This is a genomic window from Streptomyces sp. NPDC107654, assembly GCF_055639035.1.
On sequence record NZ_JBVKBI010000012.1, the window covers coordinates 45,990 to 64,830 of the forward strand.

At 70.3% G+C, this 18,841-nt stretch carries 20 protein-coding genes; 19 read left to right on the top strand and 1 reads right to left on the bottom strand.

The annotated features are described in order from the left end of the window. Positions 1 to 109 precede the first annotated feature (109 nt). The 4 genes from ACZ7N4_RS21870 (at position 110) to prcA (ending at position 2,579) form a co-directional block, all read left to right on the top strand. Positions 110 to 328: a ubiquitin-like protein Pup gene (locus ACZ7N4_RS21870; RefSeq protein ID WP_030608326.1), complete on the top strand. Its 219-nt coding sequence runs from the start codon at positions 110 to 112 to the stop codon at positions 326 to 328. Between the two features lie 220 nt (positions 329 to 548). After that, positions 549 to 968, top strand: coding sequence for an endonuclease VII domain-containing protein (locus ACZ7N4_RS21875; RefSeq protein ID WP_471360487.1), 420 nt, complete (start codon positions 549 to 551; stop codon positions 966 to 968). Next, a complete protein-coding gene (gene prcB, locus ACZ7N4_RS21880) occupies positions 920 to 1,765 on the top strand; it encodes a proteasome subunit beta (RefSeq protein WP_471360090.1) in 846 nt (281 codons plus the stop codon). The genes ACZ7N4_RS21875 and prcB overlap by 49 nt, the downstream gene beginning before the upstream one ends. A gap of 61 nt (positions 1,766 to 1,826) precedes the next feature. Beyond that, on the top strand, positions 1,827 to 2,579 hold the full coding sequence (gene prcA / locus ACZ7N4_RS21885) for a proteasome subunit alpha (RefSeq protein ID WP_471360092.1): 753 nt from the start codon (positions 1,827 to 1,829) through the stop codon (positions 2,577 to 2,579). Between the two features lie 57 nt (positions 2,580 to 2,636). Here prcA and ACZ7N4_RS21890 read toward each other — a convergent pair whose 3' ends face one another. Beyond that, on the bottom strand, positions 2,637 to 3,656 hold the full coding sequence (locus ACZ7N4_RS21890; RefSeq protein WP_471360094.1) for a LacI family DNA-binding transcriptional regulator: 1,020 nt from the start codon (positions 3,654 to 3,656) through the stop codon (positions 2,637 to 2,639). A gap of 116 nt (positions 3,657 to 3,772) precedes the next feature. Between ACZ7N4_RS21890 and ACZ7N4_RS21895 the strand changes: the two genes are divergently transcribed. From ACZ7N4_RS21895 to ACZ7N4_RS21965, 15 genes are all read left to right on the top strand, one after another. Then, a complete protein-coding gene (locus ACZ7N4_RS21895) occupies positions 3,773 to 5,032 on the top strand; it encodes an MFS transporter (RefSeq protein ID WP_471360095.1) in 1,260 nt (419 codons plus the stop codon). A 9-nt stretch (positions 5,033 to 5,041) separates the two neighbouring features. After that, the gene (gene pafA / locus ACZ7N4_RS21900) at positions 5,042 to 6,403 is read left to right on the top strand and encodes a Pup--protein ligase (RefSeq protein ID WP_471360097.1); all 1,362 of its coding nucleotides are present in this window, start codon (positions 5,042 to 5,044) and stop codon (positions 6,401 to 6,403) included. A gap of 146 nt (positions 6,404 to 6,549) precedes the next feature. After that, the gene (locus ACZ7N4_RS21905) at positions 6,550 to 7,554 is read left to right on the top strand and encodes an FKBP-type peptidyl-prolyl cis-trans isomerase (protein WP_471360099.1); all 1,005 of its coding nucleotides are present in this window, start codon (positions 6,550 to 6,552) and stop codon (positions 7,552 to 7,554) included. A gap of 85 nt (positions 7,555 to 7,639) precedes the next feature. Beyond that, positions 7,640 to 8,011, top strand: a complete 372-nt coding sequence (locus ACZ7N4_RS21910; protein ID WP_360745168.1) for an FKBP-type peptidyl-prolyl cis-trans isomerase — start codon at positions 7,640 to 7,642, stop codon at positions 8,009 to 8,011. A 148-nt stretch (positions 8,012 to 8,159) separates the two neighbouring features. Next, the gene (locus ACZ7N4_RS21915; RefSeq protein WP_471360101.1) at positions 8,160 to 9,113 is read left to right on the top strand and encodes a helix-turn-helix transcriptional regulator; all 954 of its coding nucleotides are present in this window, start codon (positions 8,160 to 8,162) and stop codon (positions 9,111 to 9,113) included. Positions 9,114 to 9,128: 15 nt separating this feature from the next. Further along, a complete protein-coding gene (locus tag ACZ7N4_RS21920; RefSeq protein WP_471360103.1) occupies positions 9,129 to 10,133 on the top strand; it encodes a helix-turn-helix transcriptional regulator in 1,005 nt (334 codons plus the stop codon). A gap of 150 nt (positions 10,134 to 10,283) precedes the next feature. After that, positions 10,284 to 10,544: a hypothetical protein gene (locus tag ACZ7N4_RS21925; RefSeq protein ID WP_356149439.1), complete on the top strand. Its 261-nt coding sequence runs from the start codon at positions 10,284 to 10,286 to the stop codon at positions 10,542 to 10,544. 42 nt (positions 10,545 to 10,586) lie between these two features. Continuing rightward, entirely contained in the window at positions 10,587 to 10,781 is a 195-nt protein-coding gene (locus tag ACZ7N4_RS21930) for a hypothetical protein (protein WP_471360105.1), read from the top strand. Positions 10,782 to 11,030: 249 nt separating this feature from the next. Then, a complete protein-coding gene (gene tatA / locus ACZ7N4_RS21935; protein ID WP_471360106.1) occupies positions 11,031 to 11,315 on the top strand; it encodes a Sec-independent protein translocase subunit TatA in 285 nt (94 codons plus the stop codon). A gap of 48 nt (positions 11,316 to 11,363) precedes the next feature. Continuing rightward, complete coding sequence (gene tatC / locus ACZ7N4_RS21940) at positions 11,364 to 12,308, top strand: twin-arginine translocase subunit TatC (protein ID WP_471360108.1); 945 nt, start codon at positions 11,364 to 11,366, stop codon at positions 12,306 to 12,308. 86 nt (positions 12,309 to 12,394) lie between these two features. Continuing rightward, on the top strand, positions 12,395 to 15,247 hold the full coding sequence (locus tag ACZ7N4_RS21945) for a DEAD/DEAH box helicase (RefSeq protein WP_471360110.1): 2,853 nt from the start codon (positions 12,395 to 12,397) through the stop codon (positions 15,245 to 15,247). 377 nt (positions 15,248 to 15,624) lie between these two features. Then, entirely contained in the window at positions 15,625 to 17,313 is a 1,689-nt protein-coding gene (locus tag ACZ7N4_RS21950) for a sensor histidine kinase (protein ID WP_471360112.1), read from the top strand. Continuing rightward, positions 17,310 to 17,714: a roadblock/LC7 domain-containing protein gene (locus tag ACZ7N4_RS21955; protein WP_189300217.1), complete on the top strand. Its 405-nt coding sequence runs from the start codon at positions 17,310 to 17,312 to the stop codon at positions 17,712 to 17,714. The genes ACZ7N4_RS21950 and ACZ7N4_RS21955 overlap by 4 nt, the downstream gene beginning before the upstream one ends. Beyond that, positions 17,711 to 18,208, top strand: coding sequence for a DUF742 domain-containing protein (locus ACZ7N4_RS21960; protein ID WP_471360115.1), 498 nt, complete (start codon positions 17,711 to 17,713; stop codon positions 18,206 to 18,208). Before ACZ7N4_RS21955 ends, ACZ7N4_RS21960 begins: the two co-directional genes overlap by 4 nt. Further along, on the top strand, positions 18,189 to 18,812 hold the full coding sequence (locus ACZ7N4_RS21965; protein WP_471360117.1) for a GTP-binding protein: 624 nt from the start codon (positions 18,189 to 18,191) through the stop codon (positions 18,810 to 18,812). The genes ACZ7N4_RS21960 and ACZ7N4_RS21965 overlap by 20 nt, the downstream gene beginning before the upstream one ends. Positions 18,813 to 18,841 lie beyond the last annotated feature (29 nt).

Below are 18,841 nucleotides of genomic sequence, written 5' to 3' on the forward strand. Positions count from 1 at the left end.
TCATCGAGGTGGCCCCCGCACGTTGTGGAAACTGCGGGGCCGATGTCGGACCCGGCCTATAGGGTCTGATCATCACCGATCGGCAGGCGAACTGAGCGGGGTGAGGGTTATGGCAACCAAGGACACCGGCGGCGGTCAGCAGAAGGCCACCCGGTCCACCGAAGAGGTCGAGGAGCAGGCGCAGGACGCGCAGGCCTCGGAGGACCTCAAGGAACGGCACGAGAAGCTCAGCGACGACGTGGACTCCGTGCTGGACGAGATCGACGATGTCCTCGAGGAAAATGCGGAGGATTTCGTGCGCTCATTCGTTCAGAAGGGTGGCCAGTAGGCCATTTTCACCTTCGAATCTAAGGTTCGGGGGTTCGGGGGTGTGAGTGAGCGACGAAGGCGGGGTGAAGCGCTGCTCGCGGTGCAAGCAGGTCAAGCCGCGAGCGGCCTTCGCCGGCAACAGGGCGGCCCGTGACGGACTGCAGGCCTACTGCCGGACGTGCTGGGCCGCGTACCACCAGGCCCGGCAACTGGCCAAGGGCAGGAACGTCCGTCCGCGAGTGGAGACGCCCGAGGGGTACAAGCTGTGCCGGAGCTGTGGTGCGATCAAGCCGCACAGTGAATGGCACCGCAACGCGACGGCCTCCGACGGCCTCTCCACGAGCTGCAAGTCGTGTCGTGCGGCCAAAGGGCGGTCGGACCACTTGAAGCGTACTTACGGAATCACCGAGGCCGAGCGTGACGAGTTGATCGCCTCCCAAGGGGGCGTCTGTTGTATCTGTCTGAGCGCTCTGCCGGCACATGTGGATCACTGCCATGAGACGGGTAGGGTCCGTGGCGTACTGTGCTTCAGCTGCAATGCCGCACTGGGGCAGTTCAAGGATCAGCCCGAGGTCATCAGGCGGGCTGCTGCTTACGTGGAAGGAAACTTGTGGAAGCCAACTCTCGTGGCACCGGGCGTCTACCAGCTGCCTTCCTGACGCCAGGATCCTCCTCCTTCATGGACTTCCTCTCCGAGTACCAGCCGGAGCTGCTGCCCGGCAACCGGCAGCTGCCGCCCACGCAGGGCGTGATCGAGGCGCCGCACGGGACGACGATCGTCGCCGTGACGTTCCCGGGGGGCGTGGTGCTCGCCGGTGACCGCAGGGCGACGATGGGCAACGTCATCGCGCAGCGGGACATCGAGAAGGTGTTCCCGGCGGACGAGTACTCGGCGGTGGGTATCGCCGGTACGGCCGGTCTCGCCGTGGAGATGGTGAAGCTCTTCCAGCTGGAGCTGGAGCACTTCGAGAAGGTCGAGGGTGCGCAGCTGTCGCTGGAGGGCAAGGCGAACCGGCTGTCGACGATGATCCGCTCCAACCTCGGCATGGCCATGCAGGGCCTGGCTGTGGTGCCTCTGTTCGCGGGGTACGACGTGGACCGCGAGAGGGGGCGCATCTTCTCGTACGACGTGACGGGTGGCCGTTCGGAGGAGCACAACTACGCGGCGACGGGTTCGGGCTCGATCTTCGCGCGGGGTGCGATGAAGAAGCTGTTCCGCGACGACCTCACCGAGGAGCAGGCGACCACGCTGGTGGTGCAGGCTCTGTACGACGCGGCAGACGACGACTCGGCGACCGGTGGTCCCGATGTCGCCCGCCGGATCTACCCGATCATCACGGTGATCACCGAGGACGGTTTCCGCCGGCTCACGGAGGACGAGGCGTCGGAGTTGTCCCGTGCGGTGCTCCAGAAGCGTCTGGAGGAGCCGGACGGTCCGAAGGCCGCGCTGCTCTGAGTGCGGGCCCGGTTCTTTTCAAGGTGATCCAGTGACCATGACAGAAAGGGACGGATAACCGGTGTCGACGCCGTTCTATGTCTCACCCCAGCAGGCGATGGCCGACCGGGCGGAGTATGCCCGGAAGGGTATCGCCCGTGGCCGCAGCCTGGTCGTGCTGCAGTATGCCGACGGCATCGTGTTCGTCGGCGAGAACCCGTCCCGTGCGCTGCACAAGTTCAGCGAGATCTATGACCGGATCGGTTTCGCGGCGGCCGGTAAGTACAACGAGTACGAGAATCTGCGGATCGGTGGTGTGCGCTACGCCGACCTGCGGGGTTACACCTATGACCGGGACGATGTGACGGCCCGGGGTCTGGCGAACGTGTACGCGCAGACGCTGGGCACGATCTTCTCGTCGGCGGCCGAGAAGCCGTACGAGGTGGAGCTGGTGGTCGCCGAGGTGGGGGAGACCCCGGAGGGTGACCAGATCTACCGGCTGCCGCATGACGGGTCGATCGTGGACGAGCACGGTTCGGTCGCGGTGGGTGGCAACGCCGAGCAGATCAGCGGTTTCCTCGATCAGCGTCATCGTGACGGGATGTCGTTGGCGGAGGCCCTGAAGCTGGCGGTGCAGGCGCTGTCGCGGGACACCAACGGCAGTGAGCGGGAGATTCCGGCGGAGCGCCTGGAGGTGGCGGTGCTGGATCGTACGCGTCCGCAGAAGCGGAAGTTCAAGCGGATCGTGGGGCGTCAGCTGGCCCGTCTGCTGGCGGCGGACGGTGCGAGCACGGAGGCGGAGACCTCGGATGAGGGCGGTTCCGAGGAGGAGTGATCCTGCTCGCTCAGGTGTGTGAGTGCCCCGGCCGGTGATCCGGCCGGGGCACTCGGTTCATCCGGCGGTGTGCGGTGGTGCTGTGGAGCCTCGTACGACGAGTTCGACGGGGATGTCCCCGCTGTCGGGCCGGCGGCCGTCCAGGACGGCGAGGAGGGCCTGCATGCCGCGTTCTCCGAAGGTTTCGGCGTCGAGTCGTACGGTCGTCAGTTCGGGGTCGATGGCGGTGGCGAGGGCGAGGTCGTCGAGGCCGGTGACCGACATGTCGTCCGGGACGCGGAGGCCGAGGCGGCGGAGGGCCTTGTAGGCGCCGGCGGCGAGTTTGTCGTCGTCGCAGACGACGGCGGTGGGGCGGGGGCCGGGGGCGGCGAGCGCGGTTTCGGTGGCGGTGCGGGCGCCGTCGATGGAGATGGGGGCGCGGGCGGTGCGGATCTCGGTGCCGGGGACGGTGGCCGTGCGTGCGGCGAGTTCTCTGGCGCGGATGTCGAAGGTCCAGGAGGGGACGTCGGCGGCGAGGTGGAGGATGCGGCGGTGGCCGAGGCCGAGGAGGTGGTCGGCGACCTGGCGGACGCCGTCGGTGATGTCGAGGTTGACGGTGGCGGCGCCGAGGCTGCCGGTGGGGTCGCTGTCGAGCATGACGAGGGGGAGCTGGTCGCCGCGGATGGCGGTGAGGGCGTCGGCGGCCATGGAGGAGGCGATGACGCCGTCGAGGGCGGCCTGTGCGGAGGCGAAGGGGTCGCGGGCGGGGCCGATGCCTTCGGGGGAGGGGTAGAGGACGACGCCGAAGCCGTGCCGGGCGGCGATGCGTGCGGCGCCGGTGTAGACGCCGGCGAAGAATTCGGTGGTGAGGGCGGGGACGACGAGGAGGACGGTGCGGGTGTGGCCGAGGCGGAGGTTGCGGGCGGCGAGGTTGGGCCGGTAGTCGAGTTCGCGGGCGGCTTCGCGGACGCGTTCGGCGGTGGTCTCGGAGACCCGGCCGCGCCATTTGTCGCCGAGGACGAGGGAGACGGCGGCCTGGGAGACGCCGGCTGCGTGGGCGACGTCCCGGCTGGTCGGGCGGGTGTTGCTGCGGGCCACGACTCTCTCCCGGTCGTCTGGACGTGTGACAGCGCTCATGGTACGTATGAAGAGGGACGTTATACGTAACACTTCGGGCCGTCGCGGCGTCCCGGGCAAGGCACGGGAGGCTGGGGATGGCGACGGGGTACCTGGAGATCCTGCGGGCGAGGCACGCCCTGCGGCTGCTGACGGGGACCCTGGTGGGCCGGCTGCCCAACGCGACGGCCGCGATCGCCCTGGTGCTGTTCGTGCGGGCCGAGGGCGGGACGTACAGCCTGGCGGGTGCTCTCGCGGCCGTGTACGGCGTGGCGAACGCGGTGGGTCAGCCGGTGCTGGGCCGGCTGGTGGACCTGTACGGCCAGCCTCGGGTGCAGCTGCCCGCCGCGGTGGTCGCGGCGCTGGCGATGACGCTGTTCGCGTTCGGCGGCACGGATCCGCTGCCGTCGGCCTATGCCGCGGTGGGGGTGGCCGGTCTGTTCACTCCGCCGCTGGAGGGCGGTCTGCGGGCGCTGTGGCCGTCGGTGCTGGCCCGGGAGGAGCAGGTGCACACGGCGTACGCCATGGACGCGATCGCGCAGGAGGTGATGTTCACCGTCGGCCCGCTGCTGGTGACGGTGTGCGTGTCGGTGTGGGACGAGCGCGCGGCCCTGCTGGTGCTGAACCTGCTGGGTGTGCTGGGCGCGCTGTCGGTGGTGGTGTCGCCGCCGTCGCGTGCGTGGCGGTCGGCTCCGCGGGAGGCGCACTGGCTGGGTGCCCTGCGGTCGCCGGGGCTGCTGGCGCTGCTGGCGGCGTTCCTGTTCGTGGGGATCGCGCTGGGTTCCATCACGGTGGCGTCGGTGTCGTACGCGGACGGGCACGGTGGTGACGCGGTGTACGGGTGGCTGATGGCGGGGCTGGGGCTCGGGGCGCTGGCCGGTGGCGCGGTCTACGGTGCGCGGCGGTGGGCGGGTGCTCCGGAGCGGCGACTGAGGGTGCTGACGGCTCTTCTGGCGGTGTGTTATCTGCCGCTGATGCTGATGCCGGGTGCTGTGGCCATGGTGTTGCTGAGCGTGGTCTCGGGGGTGTTCCTGGCGCCGTGCATCGCCTGCGCGTTCATCATCGTGGACCGGCACGCGCCGAGCGGGACGGTCACCGAGGCGTTCTCCTGGCTCGTGACGACGTTCACGGTGGGTGCGTCGGTGGGAACGGGCCTGGCCGGGCCGGTGGTCCAGGCCGGTGGCGCGCTGTGGGGTTTCGCGCTGCCGGGTGCGGCGGGGACGGTGTCGTTGCTGGTCCTGCTGGCCACCGGACGGGTCCTCGCAGCTTCCGCGAGGGCCGGGGTTGTTGCGGCTTCATCGGAAAATGATCCAAATCGTGCCGTCGAACCCCGTTTCAGGTCGGGGGATCGGGCGTAATGTTCCCTCATGGACCGCCGCATTTTCGGGCTGGAGAACGAGTACGGCGTCACGTGCACGTTCAGGGGACAGCGGCGTCTGTCTCCTGACGAGGTGGCGCGGTACCTCTTCCGCCGTGTCGTGTCATGGGGCCGCAGCAGCAATGTCTTTCTGCGGAACGGCGCCCGGCTGTATCTCGACGTGGGCTCACATCCGGAATACGCGACACCCGAATGTGACAACGTGATCGAACTGGTCACCCACGACAAGGCCGGCGAGCGCATTCTCGAAGGACTCCTGGTGGACGCGGAACGACGCCTGCACGAGGAGGGAATCGCAGGCGACGTCTACCTCTTCAAGAACAACACCGACTCGGCGGGCAACTCCTACGGCTGCCACGAGAACTACCTGGTGGCGCGGCACGGGGAGTTCTCCCGGCTCGCGGACATCCTCATCCCCTTCCTGGTCACCCGGCAGCTGCTGTGCGGTGCCGGCAAGGTGCTGCAGACTCCGCGCGGTGCCGTGTACTGCGTGAGCCAGCGCGCGGAGCACATCTGGGAGGGCGTCTCCTCGGCGACGACGCGTTCCCGTCCGATCATCAACACGCGTGACGAGCCGCACGCGGACGCGGAGCGGTACCGCCGGCTGCACGTGATCGTCGGCGACTCGAACATGTCGGAGACGACGATGCTCCTCAAGGTCGGTGCCACCGACCTGGTGCTGCGCATGATCGAGGCGGGCACGGTGATGCGTGACCTGACGCTGGAGAACCCGATCCGGGCGATCCGCGAGGTCAGCCATGACATCACGGGCCGGCGCAAGGTGCGCCTCGCCAGCGGCCGGGAGGCCTCGGCGCTGGAGGTGCAGCGCGAGTACTTCGACAAGGCGCTGGACTTCTGTGACCGCCGGGGCATCCGCACCGGTACGGTCGCGCAGGTGCTGGACCTGTGGGGCCGCACGCTGGAGGCCATCGAGAACGAGGAACTGGACCGGATCGAGACCGAGATCGACTGGGTCATGAAGTACAAGCTCATCGAGCGGTACCGGGCCAAGCACAACATGACGATGTCGCATCCGCGGGTCGCCCAGATAGACCTCGCCTACCACGACATCCACCGCCGTCGTGGCCTGTACTACCTGCTGGAGAAGAAGGGCCAAGCGGCGCGGATCTGCAACGACTTGAAGATCTTCGAGGGCAAGTCGGTTCCGCCGCAGACCACTCGGGCCCGGCTGCGCGGCGACTTCATCCGGCGGGCGCAGGAGCAGCGCAGGGACTTCACGGTCGACTGGGTGCACCTCAAGCTCAACGACCAGGCGCAGCGCACCGTCTTGTGCAAGGACCCGTTCCGTTCGGTGGACGACCGGGTGGAGAAGCTGATCGCCGGTATGTAGGGCCGCCGGCCGGGGAGTCGGGCGTCGGGGCCGCGCAGGTGCCGGAACGCCACACGGGCGCCGTACGTTTCCCGTACGGCGCCCTTCTCACGTCGTAGAGTTGCGCGCACGTCATCCGAAAGACCGACCGATTACGAGGCTCTTCCGTGCGCCGACGCTCACTCCTCCTGGCCGCCGTACCCGCGGGACTGGTCACAGTCGCCGGATGCGGTGACGACACGTCCGACTCCAGCAGGACCGGCGCCTCGCCGTCGGCCTCGGCGTCCTCCGCGCCGCCGCCGAAGATCGTGGACGGGCCGCTGCCGGCGGTCACGGCGGGGACGGGGTTCGGCGAGAAGCCGACCCTGGCCAAGGGGTCGGGGGAGCCGTCGAGGAATCTCGCGGTGAAGACGCTGGTCGCGGGCGGTGGCCGGGTGGTCGCGGAGAACGACTTCGTGAAGGCCGACTACCTCGGCGCGATCTGGAGCACGGGGAAGGTCTTCGACAACTCCTACGACCGCAAGCGTCCGATCGTGATCCAGCTGGCGCAGGGCAGCGTCATCGACGGCTGGCGGTACGCGCTCGCGGGCAAGAAGACCGGCAGCCGTGTCGAGATCGCCGTCCCGCCGCAGCTGGGCTACGGCAAGGGAGGCAACGCGCAGGCGGGTATCAAGGGCACCGACACGCTGGTCTTCGTCATCGACCTGATCGAGTCGTTCAACTCCAGGAGTAGCGTCAAGGGCAAGGCGGTCGCGCAGGACGACGCCGCGCTGCCGAAGGTGGGGACCAACACCGACGGGCTGGTGCCGAAGGTCACCGTGCCGAAGACGGACCCGCCGAAGAAGCTCGTGTCGGCGTACGTGCTGGAGGGCGACGGCCCGGAGCTGAAGAGCGACCAGGCGGTGCTGTGCCAGTTCCAGGGGCTGGTCTGGGACGGAGGCAAGACCTTCCAGCGGACGTACGGCTCGGGCCGGCTGAGCCAGTTCGGGCTGGAGCAGATGCAGCAGGCGGTCAAGGGGCTCGCGCAGGGGCTGACCGGCAAGAAGGTGGGCAGCCGGGTGCTGATCGTGGTCCCGCCGGAGCTGGGGTACGGGGACAAGCCGCCGAGCGGCGGGGTGATCAAGAAGGGCTCCACCCTGGTGTTCACGGTGGACATCCTCGCGGCGATGTAGCGCTCCGGTGGCGCCCGGGAGGGCGGGAGGGCGGCGGGGATGAAAGACTGTCGGCGTTTCGTGTCGTACACAAGGAGCTTTTGACGTGAGCATCGAGAAGCCCGAGATCGACTTCCCGGGCGGCGAGCCTCCGGCGGACCTTGAGATCAAGGACATCTGGGAGGGTGACGGCCCGGTCGCGCAGGCCGGTCAGAACGTCACCGTCCACTACGTGGGTGTCGCCTTCAGCACCGGTGAGGAGTTCGACGCCAGCTGGAACCGCGGCACGCCGTTCCGCTTCCCGCTGGGCGGGGGCCGGGTCATCAAGGGCTGGGACCAGGGCGTGCAGGGCATGAAGGTCGGTGGCCGCCGTCAGCTGACCATCCCCGCCCACCTCGCCTACGGCAACCAGAGCCCGACCCCGGCGATCAAGCCCGGCGAGACGCTCATCTTCGTGGTGGACCTGCTCGGCGTCTGATCCACGCCCGATCGACCGGCCGGATGCGACCGGATTCGATCACCTGGGGCCCATGCCTGTTCGGGCATGGGCCCTCGGCTTTTGTCACGGCCCCGCGGAGCGGTACGGTCATCGGTCAGAAGCACCATAGGGAAGGCGAAGGGCGTCGATGGCCATTGCCAAGGCCGAGCGGCTGATGAACCTCGCGCTGTGTCTGCTCGGCACCCGCCGGCCGCTCAGCAAGCGCGAGCTGCGGGAGTCGATCGAGGCCTATCTGGAAGCGGGCAGCGACGACTCCTTCAACCGCATGTTCGAGCGGGACAAGGACGACCTGCGCGAGCTGGGCCTGGTCATCGCCACCGTGGAGAACATCGAGGGCGAGGTCGGCTACCTCGCCCGCCGCGACAGCAACCGCCTTCCCCCCATCACCCTGGACGCCGAGGAGGCCGCCGCCCTGGGCCTGGCCGCCAAGGTCTGGCAGCAGGCCCGGCTGGCCGGGGCCGCCAGCGGAGCACTGCAGAAGCTGCGCGCCGCGGGGCTCCCCGAGGACGTCGACCCGTACGAGGCGCACGGCGCGCTGGAGCCGCGCATCCCGGTGCACGAGGCCGCCTTCGAGCCGCTGATGCTGGCCTGCCGCGACCGCCGCCCCGTCGTCTTCGACTACCGCAAGGCCTCCGCCGCCCACCCCGAGCCCCGGCACGTCGAGCCGTGGGCGCTGGAGTGCTGGCGCGGCCACTGGTACCTGGCCGGCTTCGACCGCGACCGGGGCGCCGAGCGGGTCTTCCGGCTCTCCCGGATCACCGGCAGGGTGCGCTCCCGCGGTACCGGGTTCACCGCGCCCGTGCCGGACGTCGTCACCGTGCGGGAGACCGTCGCGGGCTGGGCCGGTGAGATAGCCGACCGCTCGGCGCTGATCCGGCTGCGTTCCGGCGCCGGTTACCCCCTTCGGGCGAAAGCCACCCAGGTCCGGGAACTCGGGGACGGCTGGGACGAGTTGGAGATTCCGTACGGGCACGGCCTGGACGCCTGGCTGGTGGAGTTCGGGCCGGACGTGGTGGTCCTGGAGCCGGCCGAGCTGCGGGCCGACGTGGTGGACCGGCTGCGTGCCGTGGCCAAGGGCTGAAGGGGGAGCGGAACCATGGCAGTCAAACCGGCCAGAACCGTCAACGCCATCGACCAGACCCGGCGGATGCTCTCCCTGGTGACCTATCTCAGAGAGCGCCCCGGCGCCCGGATCGCCGACGTCGCGCGCGCCTTCGGCATCACCGAGGACGAGCTGGTCGCCGACCTCGACCTGCTGCCCATGTGCGGCACCAGCTTCCGCGGCGGCGACCTGCTCGACATCGACACCGACGGCGAGCGCATCTGGTGGCACAACCCGGCCGCGCTGGGCGAGGAGGCGGCCGAACCGCTCCGTCTCGCCGCCGACGAGGCCACCGCGCTGCTGGTCGCCGCCCGCGCGGTCTCGACCCTGCCCGGGCTGCGGGAGGGTGACCGGCAGGCGCTGCTGCGGGCCACCGCCAAGGTGGAGGCCGCGGCCGGAGAGGCCGCGGGGGCCAGCTCCCGCCTGTCGGTGACCTTCGAGTCCGAGGGCGGTGTCTTCGCCGACGTCGACCGGGCGATCTCCGAGCGCCGCCGGCTGTGGATCCGCTACTACTCCCCGGCCCGCGACGAGGTCACCGAGCGCGAGATCGACCCCATCCGGCTGGTCAGCGTCGGCCACACCTATGTGGAGGCCTGGTGCCGCCGCTCCGAGGCCCGGCGCACCTTCCGGCTCGACCGGGTCGCCGAGATCCGCATCCTCGACGAGCCCTCGGCCCCGCCCGAGATAGAACTGCGCGACCTCTCCGAGGCCCTGGTGCAGCCGGCCGCCGAGGATCCGGAGGTCGTGGTCGAGGTCGGCCCCGGCGGCCGCTGGGTCGCCGAGTACTACCCGCACGACAGCGCCGATGAGCTCTCCGACGGCGGGCTGCGTATCACTCTGCGCACCCCCGACCCGGCCTCCCTGCGCCGGCTCGCCCTGCGGCTCGGCCGCGACGGCCGGATCGTCTCGCCGCCGGAGCTGGCCGACAGCGCCCGCCGGGCGGCGGCGGAGGCACTGGCGGCGTACGACACGGCGGAACCGGCGCGCTCCGGGCGGTGAGAGCGCCCGGCGGGGCGCGGGGCCGTGACGGATGCGCGGCTCCGCCGTGTCGGCGCGACCGGCCACCACGGCACCACACGGCAGCCTCGGTGGCACGCCCGGCGGACCAGAGAAGAGGGAGCGAGGCCTGTGAGCGAGCGTCCGCAGGAGATGACGGTGGCGACCGCCTTCGCGGGGATGCGCGGAGCGGTCCCGGTGGTGTTCCGGGCCGGCTGCCCCGACTGCCGGGGCCGCTTCGAGCTGGCGGCGAGCGCCCTGCGCCTCGCCATCGGCGCCAGCAGCCGGACCACGTTCTACTCCTTCACCTGCCCCGACTGCGGCGCCGCGGTCCGCAAGCCCGCCGGGGAGCGGATCGTGGAGCTGCTCACCGGCGGCGGCGTGCGGACCCTCAGGCTGCACTCCACGGTGTAGCCGACTGCGTCCCACGGCGGCGGACGGTCTAGTCTCGACGTCATGTTCTGGCCGATGTTCGCGGTAGCCGTGGGTTTCCTGGGTCTCGCCGTCCTCGGCGTCCTCGCCGTCCGGGTGTTCCTGGAGGCGCGGCGCCTGGGGCGGCAGGTGGCGGACTCCGCGCGCCGTATCAACCGGGCCGCCGAGGACCTGGAGCGGGCCGCGGTGAGCACGGCCCACGCCGTGGACGCCCTGTGAGCCACGCCGAGCGGGGCGCGTGGGTCCGGCGGGACAAGCGCTTTGCGTCACTTCGCCCTGTCACCTTGCCGGTGCGGCCAGGTACGCTGCTGGTCGCGGCCCGGTGACGAGGCGCGGTCCGCGGAGCGGGAGTACGTCCCGGGGTGGTTCGGCGTTCACCCCCAGGCGTTACGATCGCAGCCAGGTTGACGTTTCGGATGACTGTCCGACCTGTCGGACATACCCGCCTCGATGAGAAGGTGAAGATTTATGTTCCGCAACGGACTCGAGCCGTGGCACCTGCTGATCCTCGTTGTGGTGATCCTCCTCGTGTTCGGCTCCAAGAAGTTGCCGGACATGGCGCGCTCGCTCGGCAAGTCCGCCCGCATCCTGAAGAGCGAGGCGAAGGCGATGAAGGAGGACGGCAAGCAGCCCACCGGCACCGCCCAGTCCGCCGAGGAGCCCACTCCCGCTCAGCGTACGATCCAGGCCGCGCCCGGCGACGTGACCAGCTCCCGCCCGGTCAACGAGCCGACGGACACGACCCAGCGCTGACGCGAGGACCGGGAGCGTCCGGTCCGCTGTACGAGATGAGGATGTGGGTTGCTCAAGTCTGCCCGCAAGAAGGAGAGGGATCCCGAGGGGCGGATGCCGCTCGCGGATCACTTGCGTGAGCTGCGCAACCGGCTCGCGAAGGGTGTCCTGGCGATCCTTGCCGTCACGATCGTCGCGGCCTTCTTCTACAGGGACATCATCGATGTCATCACGCGGCCGATGCTCGACGAGATCGGCTGCCACCAGTCCTTCGGGCAACTGGCCCAGGCCAAGAACGTCCACTGCGCGCACATCACCGTCAGTGGCCTGCTGGCGCCGTTCACCCTGGCCCTGAAGGTCGCCCTGATGGCCGGTGTCGTGCTGGCGTCGCCGGTCTGGCTGTACCAGTTGTGGGCGTTCGTCGCGCCGGGCCTGCACCGCAACGAGAAGAAGTACGCCTACGCCTTCGTCGGTTTCGGTTTCCCCCTCTTCCTCGGCGGCGGCTACCTCGCGTTCAACGTGTTGCCCACGACGGCGCGGGTGATGATCGACCTCACGCCGTCCGGTGCCGAGAACCTGCTGCCGCTGGACGACCTGCTGGACCTGGTCACCCGCATGATCGTCGTCTTCGGTCTCGCCTTCGAGATGCCGCTGCTGCTGGTCATGCTCAACCTCACCGGCGTCCTGTCCGGGCGGCGCATGCTGGGCTGGTGGCGCGGCATGGTCATCGGCATCACCGTGTTCGCGGCCGTGGCCACGCCCAGCCCGGACCCGATGACGATGCTTGCGCTCGCGGCACCGATCTGGGGACTCTACTTCGTGGCCGTGGCCATTGCGCTGCTCAACGACCGGCGCCGAGCCCGCCGCGACGCCGCGGGTCCCGGCGACGACGAGGCCTCCGAGCTGGACCTCACTCCCGAGGACATCGGCGACATCGAGCCCGTCCCGGCCGCCCGGGCCCTGCCCGAGCAGGCGAGCACCGACCGGGTCAACGGCTACGACGACGTGACCTGACGTCCACCGAGCCGCCGCACGCGATGCCCCCGCACCAGACCGGTGCGGGGGCATCGGTCGTCTCCCGGCGGCCGGGGATCCGGATAATGATCGTCCTGTTGTCAGTGAGGCCCGGTACGCTCGAAAGTACGATGACAGAGGACCTCTCACCGGCCGAGCGGTACGCGGCAGCCCGCAGGCGGGCAGCCGAGCAGGCCACCGCACTCGCCTCCTTCCGCGAGATGTACGACTTCGGCCTCGACCCCTTCCAGATCGAGGCCTGCCAGGCGCTCGAAGCGGGAAAGGGCGTTCTGGTGGCCGCCCCCACCGGCTCGGGCAAGACGATCGTGGGCGAGTTCGCCGTCCACCTCGCCCTGCGACAGGGCAAGAAGTGCTTCTACACGACACCCATCAAGGCGCTGTCGAACCAGAAGTACGCCGACCTGTGCCGCCGCTACGGCACGGCGCAGGTCGGCCTGCTCACCGGCGACAACAGTGTGAACTCCGACGCCCCGGTGGTCGTGATGACCACCGAGGTGCTGCGGAACATGCTCTACGCCGGCTCGCAGACCCTCCTCGGCCTCGGCTACGTGGTCATGGACGAGGTGCACTACCTCTCCGACCGCTTCCGCGGCGCCGTCTGGGAGGAGGTGATCATCCACCTGCCCGAGTCGGTGACCCTGGTCTCGCTCTCCGCCACCGTCTCCAACGCGGAGGAGTTCGGTGACTGGCTGGACACCGTCCGCGGCGACACCGAGGTGATCGTCTCCGAGCACCGGCCCGTCCCGCTGTTCCAGCACGTGCTCGCCGGACGCCGGATGTACGACCTGTTCGAGGAGGGCGAGGGCCACAAGAAGGCCGTCAACCCCGACCTGGTCCGCCTGGCCCGCATGGAGGCGACGAGACCGTCGTACCAGGACCGCAGGCGCGGCCGGGCGATGCGCGAGGCCGACCGGGAGCGTGAGCGCCGACAGCGCTCGCGCGTGTGGACCCCGGGCCGGCCGGAGGTCATCGAGCGTCTCGACGCCGAGGGCCTGCTCCCGGCCATCACCTTCATCTTCAGCCGCGCCGCCTGCGAGGCCGCCGTCCAGCAGTGCCTGTACGCGGGCCTCAGGCTCAACGACGAGGAGGCACGGGACCGGGTCCGCGCCCTGGTCGAGGAGCGCACCGCCCACATCGCCCCCGAGGACCTGCACGTCCTGGGGTACTACGAATGGCTGGAGGGCCTGGAGCGGGGCATCGCCGCCCACCACGCGGGCATGCTGCCGACCTTCAAGGAGGTCGTGGAGGAGCTGTTCGTCCGCGGCCTGGTCAAGGCCGTGTTCGCCACCGAGACCCTCGCGCTCGGCATCAACATGCCCGCCCGCTCGGTGGTGCTGGAGAAGCTCGTCAAGTGGAACGGCGAGCAGCACGCCGACATCACGCCCGGCGAGTACACCCAGCTGACCGGCCGCGCCGGCCGCCGCGGCATCGACGTCGAGGGCCACGCGGTCGTGCTCTGGCAGCGCGGTATGAGCCCCGAGCACCTCGCCGGTCTCGCGGGCACCCGCACGTACCCGCTGCGCTCCAGCTTCAAGCCGTCGTACAACATGGCGGTCAACCTGGTCGAGCAGTTCGGCCGGCACCGCTCGCGCGAGCTGCTGGAGACCTCCTTCGCGCAGTTCCAGGCCGACAAGTCGGTCGTCGGCATCTCCCGCCAGGTGCAGCGCAACGAGGAGGGGCTGGAGGGCTACAAGGCCTCCATGACCTGCCACCTCGGCGACTTCGAGGAGTACGCGCGGCTGCGCCGGGAGCTGAAGGACCGGGAGACCGAGCTGGCCCGGCAGGGCGCCAACCAGCGCCGCGCCGAGGCCGCCGTCGCCCTGGAGAAGCTCAAGCCCGGCGACGTCATCCACGTGCCCACGGGCAAGTACGCGGGCCTCGCCCTGGTGCTGGACCCGGGTCTGCCCGCCGGACGGTCCAACGGCCACCGCGGCTTCGACCACCACGACGGGCCGCGTCCGCTGGTGCTGACGGCCGAACGGCAGGTCAAGCGGCTGGCGTCGATGGACTTCCCGGTGCCGGTCGAGCCGTTGGACCGGATGCGGATCCCGAAGTCCTTCAACCCGCGCTCGCCGCAGTCCCGTCGGGACCTCGCCTCCGCGCTGCGCACCAAGGCCGGGCACATTCCGCCGGAGCGGGCGCGCAAGAAGCGGTCCCAGGCCGCCGACGACCGCGAGATCGCCCGGCTGCGCACCGCGATCCGGGCCCACCCGTGCCACGGCTGCAACGACCGCGAGGACCACGCCCGCTGGGCCGAGCGCTACCACCGGCTGCTGCGCGACACCTCGCAGCTGGAGCGGCGCATCGAGGGCCGTACCAACACCATCGCGCGGACCTTCGACCGGATCGTGGCGCTGCTGACCGAGCTGGACTACCTGCGCGGGGACGAGGTCACCGAGCACGGCAAGCGGCTCGCCCGGCTGTACGGCGAACTGGACCTGCTGGCCAGCGAGTGCCTGCGCGAGCGGGTCTGGGAGGGGCTCTCCCCGGCCGAACTCGCGGCCTGCGTCTCGGCCCTGGTGTACGAGGCACGGGTCGGCGACGACGCGCTGGCGCCCAAGCTGCCCTCCGGCAAGGCCAAGGCCGCGCTCGGCGAGATGGTCCGGATCTGGGGCCGGCTCGACGGGCTGGAGGAGGACTTCCGGATCAGCCAGACCGAGGGCGTCGGGCAACGGGAGCCGGATCTCGGGTTCGCCTGGGCCGCGTACATGTGGGCGTCCGGCACGGCGCTCGACGAGGTGCTGCGCGAGGCGGAGATGCCGGCCGGTGACTTCGTGCGCTGGTGCAAGCAGGTCATCGACGTGCTGGGACAGATCTCGGCGGCGGCCCCCGCGGAGGGCTCGACCGTGGCCAAGGCCGCGCGCAAGGCGGTCGACCAGTTGCTGCGGGGCGTCGTCGCCTACTCGTCGGTGGGGTGACCTGACGTTCGGCGCGTGACCGCGGACGGCGGTCACGGCCAAGGGAACGGCGGCCGGGGGCGCAGGGGTGCGCCCCCGGCCGCCGTTTCACTCTTCACGGTGAGTGACGTTCGTACGCCCGTTTCCCGTCACGGATGGTGTGCGAACGGAAGCGCACCGTGCAAAAGGAGTTGAGGTTACTCCTCCGGCGGGGCGATTTCAGGTGCTTGCCGAATATGACACGGCGATGATCCGGTCGGACTAAGCTCGCCCGCGGCGCACCGAGTTGAGGCAATTCGCGCGTCTGTTCCCAAAAATGCAGTAGATCCCGACAGTTACCTGAACCTTCCCCCCGAAAGCTCCCCCGACACCCAGCCGACTCGTCTCAGAAGGCATCCATGGTGAGTGTTCAGAAGCCTCCCGGTCGCCGTGAACGGCCCTATGCGCGCGTGCTGTTGCCGCCGGCCATAGTGATGGCCGCGGCGGCCGGAACCGCCGTCGCCCTGGTACCGCCCTCGGCCCGGATCGCCGTCGGCGTGTGCGGAGTGCTGGCGGTGCTGCTGGTCCTCGGCACGGCCGGGGAGGCCGTCCGCCGCGGCCGTCTGCTCCGCGAGGCACAGGCCGAACACACCCGTCACGCCGCGTATCTGGAACAGCGGATCGCCGCGCACAACGCGCTGATGGAGCGCTTCGCCACCGAGATCCTGCCCAACGGCTTCTACCGGCTGCGCCGCGGCCAGGTGCTCCGCAACGCCGTACGCGACGTCTTCGACGCCGACCCCTCCCTGCGCGGCCTGCCGGAGGGCTACCGCGAACTGGTACGCATCGCGCTGCGCGGCGCCGACCAGGAGATCTCGATGCGCGACGCCACCGAGCGCTCCTTCGTGAGCGTCGCCCGCCGCGTCCAGGCCATCGTCCACCAGCAGGCCGAGGAACTCCGCGAGATGGAGGAGGACCACGGCCGCAACCCGGAGGTCTTCGACGACCTGCTGCGCATCGACCACGGCACCTCGCTGATCGGCCGGCTCGCCGACACCATCTCCGTCCTCGGCGGCGGGCGGCCCGGCCGCCAGTGGCCCCAGCCGGTCTCCCTCTACAGCGTGCTGCGCGGCGCGATGTCGCGCATCCTCGAGTACCGCCGCATCAACCTCGCCTCGATCGTCAACATCAACATCAAGGGCACCTCGGTCGAGCCGATCATCCACGCCGCCGCCGAACTCCTCGACAACGCCACCCGCTACTCGCCGCCCACGACCAAGGTGCACGTCACCGCCGTCGAGGTGCAGTCGGGCGTCGTCATCGAGATCGAGGACTGCGGGGTCAGTCTCAGCGAGGAGTCCCGCGCCCGCATCGAGCGGATGATCGAGGACGCCAAGAACGGCGAGGACGCGCACAACCTCGGCGAGAACCCGCGCCTCGGCCTCGCCGTCGTCGGCCGCCTGTGCAAGCGGTTCGACATGGAGGTCTCGCTGCGCGCCTCCGCGTACGGCGGCGTCCGCGCCATCCTCGTCGTCCCGCGCGTCATGACGACCACCGAGCCCGGTGTCGGCGCCGTGCAGGCCCACGGCATCGGCGCCGCAGCCGCCCAGATCCCCACGGCGGACGCCGTCGAGGGTCCCAAGCGCCCGGCCAAGAAGCGCCGCCCCACCAGCCCCAAGATCCCCGCCGGCATCTCGCTGACGGACGACGTCCCCGAGGTCACCGAGTGGACCGCGGGCGGCCTGCCGCAGCGCCGCAGCCGGATGAAGACCCCGCTCAGCCAGCGGTACGCCGAGAAGGCCGCCATCGAACGCGCCGAACGCGAGGGCCGGCCGTCCGTCTGGACCCAGCGGAAGCCGGAACCGGAGCCCGAGCCCGAGATGGACCCCGAGATCAAGAAGCTCAGGGAACGGCCGCCGGGCATGTGGATGGAGGACTTCTGGAACGGCCTGCGCAAGGGCATGCCGCCGGACACCCCCACCCACGAACTGACCGACTTCACGCTCCACCCCACCAAGTACCTGCATCTGCTCAACGATTCGGCCGACTCCGCCGAAGGCGCCACCGAGGGCGTCACCGAGGCCGACGACGAGGGGGACCTCAAGTGATCCAGCAGCGAGGCAACCTGGACTGGATGCTCAAGCAGCTGAACGACGGCGTGCCGGGCATCGAGATGATCGTGGTCCTCTCCGCCGACGGACTGCGCATCGCCCGCTACGGCGGCGACCCCGACGCCGCCGACCGGGTGGCCGCCGCCTGTGCCGGCGTACAGAGCCTGGCCAGCGCCATCATCCAGGAGCTGCCCGGCGCCGGCGACATGAAGACCGTCGTCTTCGAGATCGAGGGCGGCTACTTCTATCTGATGAACGCCGGCCCCGGCGCCTACCTCGCGGTGCTCTCGGACGTGACGTGCGAGCCGGGGCGGATGAGCGGCATGATGCGCGACCTCGTCGTCCGGATCGGCGGCCATCTCACCAGTCCGCCCCGGCGGAACGGGCAGACCGTATGACCCCTCCACGACGCACGCGGCGCCGGCCGCAGCCTCCGCCGGCCCCGGAGCCTCCGGCACCGCACCACCTCCCACAGCCGTACGAGCTGCCGCAGCCCCCGTCGGCCGAGGCCGCCGAGGCGGCCGACGCGGCGGAGACGGCCGAGGCGGCGGCCGGCCGGGGGCAGGGCACCATCCCGGAACGGCTGTACTCCGTCACCGGATCCGGTGAGGGCGGCCGCGCCGAACTCGACCTGGTGACCCTGATCATGGCGCGCTGCGCGCCACCGGTCTCCGCCACCCCGGAGCAGGCGGCGGTGCTCCGGCTCTGCCAGGCCCCGCTCTCCGTGGCGGAGCTGTCGGCCTACCTCCGACTGCCGTTCAGCACGATGACCGTCCTGATCACCGAGCTGATCACGGCCGAACTGGTGCAGGCGCACGCCCCCGTCGTCCGCCAGGCGCTCCCCGACCGTTCCCTCCTCGAAGCGGTGATGCATGGACTTCAACGGCTCTGACACCCTCCCCGGACCACGCACCGAGGACCACCTGCCGCACACGGCGCAGGCCGCGGTGAAGATCGTGATCGTGGGCGGCTTCGGCGTCGGCAAGACCACCATGGTGGGTTCGGTCAGCGAGATCAGACCGCTGACCACGGAGGAGACCATGACCCAGGCCGGCATCGGCGTCGACGACGACTACGGCTCCGACTCCAAGACGGCCACCACCGTGGCCATGGACTTCGGCCGCATCAGCATCACCGAGAAACTGGTGCTCTACCTCTTCGGCACCCCCGGCCAGGAACGCTTCTGGTTCCTGTGGAACGGCCTGTTCGAAGGCGCGCTCGGCGCGGTCGTCCTGGTCGACACCCGGCGCCTGGAGGTCAGCTTCGACGTCATGGGCCGGCTGGAGGAGGGCGGCGTGCCCTTCGTCGTCGCCGTCAACACCTTTCCGGACGCCCCCCGTTACGCCGTCGAGGAACTGCGTACCGCGCTCGATCTGGGCCCGGAGATCCCGATCATCGAGTGCGACGTGCGCCGCCGGGCCTCCAGCAAGGACGTGCTGATGACCCTGATGCGCTTCCTGCACGCGATCGCCCTGTCCCGCGCCGCCCTCACCTGACCAGCGCGCCCCGCACCCCGGCCCCTCCT

Excerpts from the sequence above, each read along its gene's own strand:
- ACZ7N4_RS21960 (WP_471360115.1), top strand. The coding sequence starts at position 17,711 with ATGACCCCTCCACGACGCACGCGGCGCCGGCCGCAGCCTCCGCCGGCC.
- ACZ7N4_RS21895 (WP_471360095.1), top strand. The coding sequence starts at position 3,773 with ATGGCGACGGGGTACCTGGAGATCCTGCGGGCGAGGCACGCCCTGCGG.
- ACZ7N4_RS21870 (WP_030608326.1), top strand. The coding sequence starts at position 110 with ATGGCAACCAAGGACACCGGCGGCGGTCAGCAGAAGGCCACCCGGTCC.
- ACZ7N4_RS21950 (WP_471360112.1), top strand. The coding sequence starts at position 15,625 with ATGGTGAGTGTTCAGAAGCCTCCCGGTCGCCGTGAACGGCCCTATGCG.
- tatA (WP_471360106.1), top strand. The coding sequence starts at position 11,031 with ATGTTCCGCAACGGACTCGAGCCGTGGCACCTGCTGATCCTCGTTGTG.
- ACZ7N4_RS21915 (WP_471360101.1), top strand. The coding sequence starts at position 8,160 with ATGGCCATTGCCAAGGCCGAGCGGCTGATGAACCTCGCGCTGTGTCTG.
- ACZ7N4_RS21965 (WP_471360117.1), top strand. The coding sequence starts at position 18,189 with ATGGACTTCAACGGCTCTGACACCCTCCCCGGACCACGCACCGAGGAC.
- pafA (WP_471360097.1), top strand. The coding sequence starts at position 5,042 with ATGGACCGCCGCATTTTCGGGCTGGAGAACGAGTACGGCGTCACGTGC.
- ACZ7N4_RS21920 (WP_471360103.1), top strand. The coding sequence starts at position 9,129 with ATGGCAGTCAAACCGGCCAGAACCGTCAACGCCATCGACCAGACCCGG.
- ACZ7N4_RS21945 (WP_471360110.1), top strand. The coding sequence starts at position 12,395 with ATGATCGTCCTGTTGTCAGTGAGGCCCGGTACGCTCGAAAGTACGATG.
- ACZ7N4_RS21930 (WP_471360105.1), top strand. The coding sequence starts at position 10,587 with ATGTTCTGGCCGATGTTCGCGGTAGCCGTGGGTTTCCTGGGTCTCGCC.
- ACZ7N4_RS21925 (WP_356149439.1), top strand. The coding sequence starts at position 10,284 with ATGACGGTGGCGACCGCCTTCGCGGGGATGCGCGGAGCGGTCCCGGTG.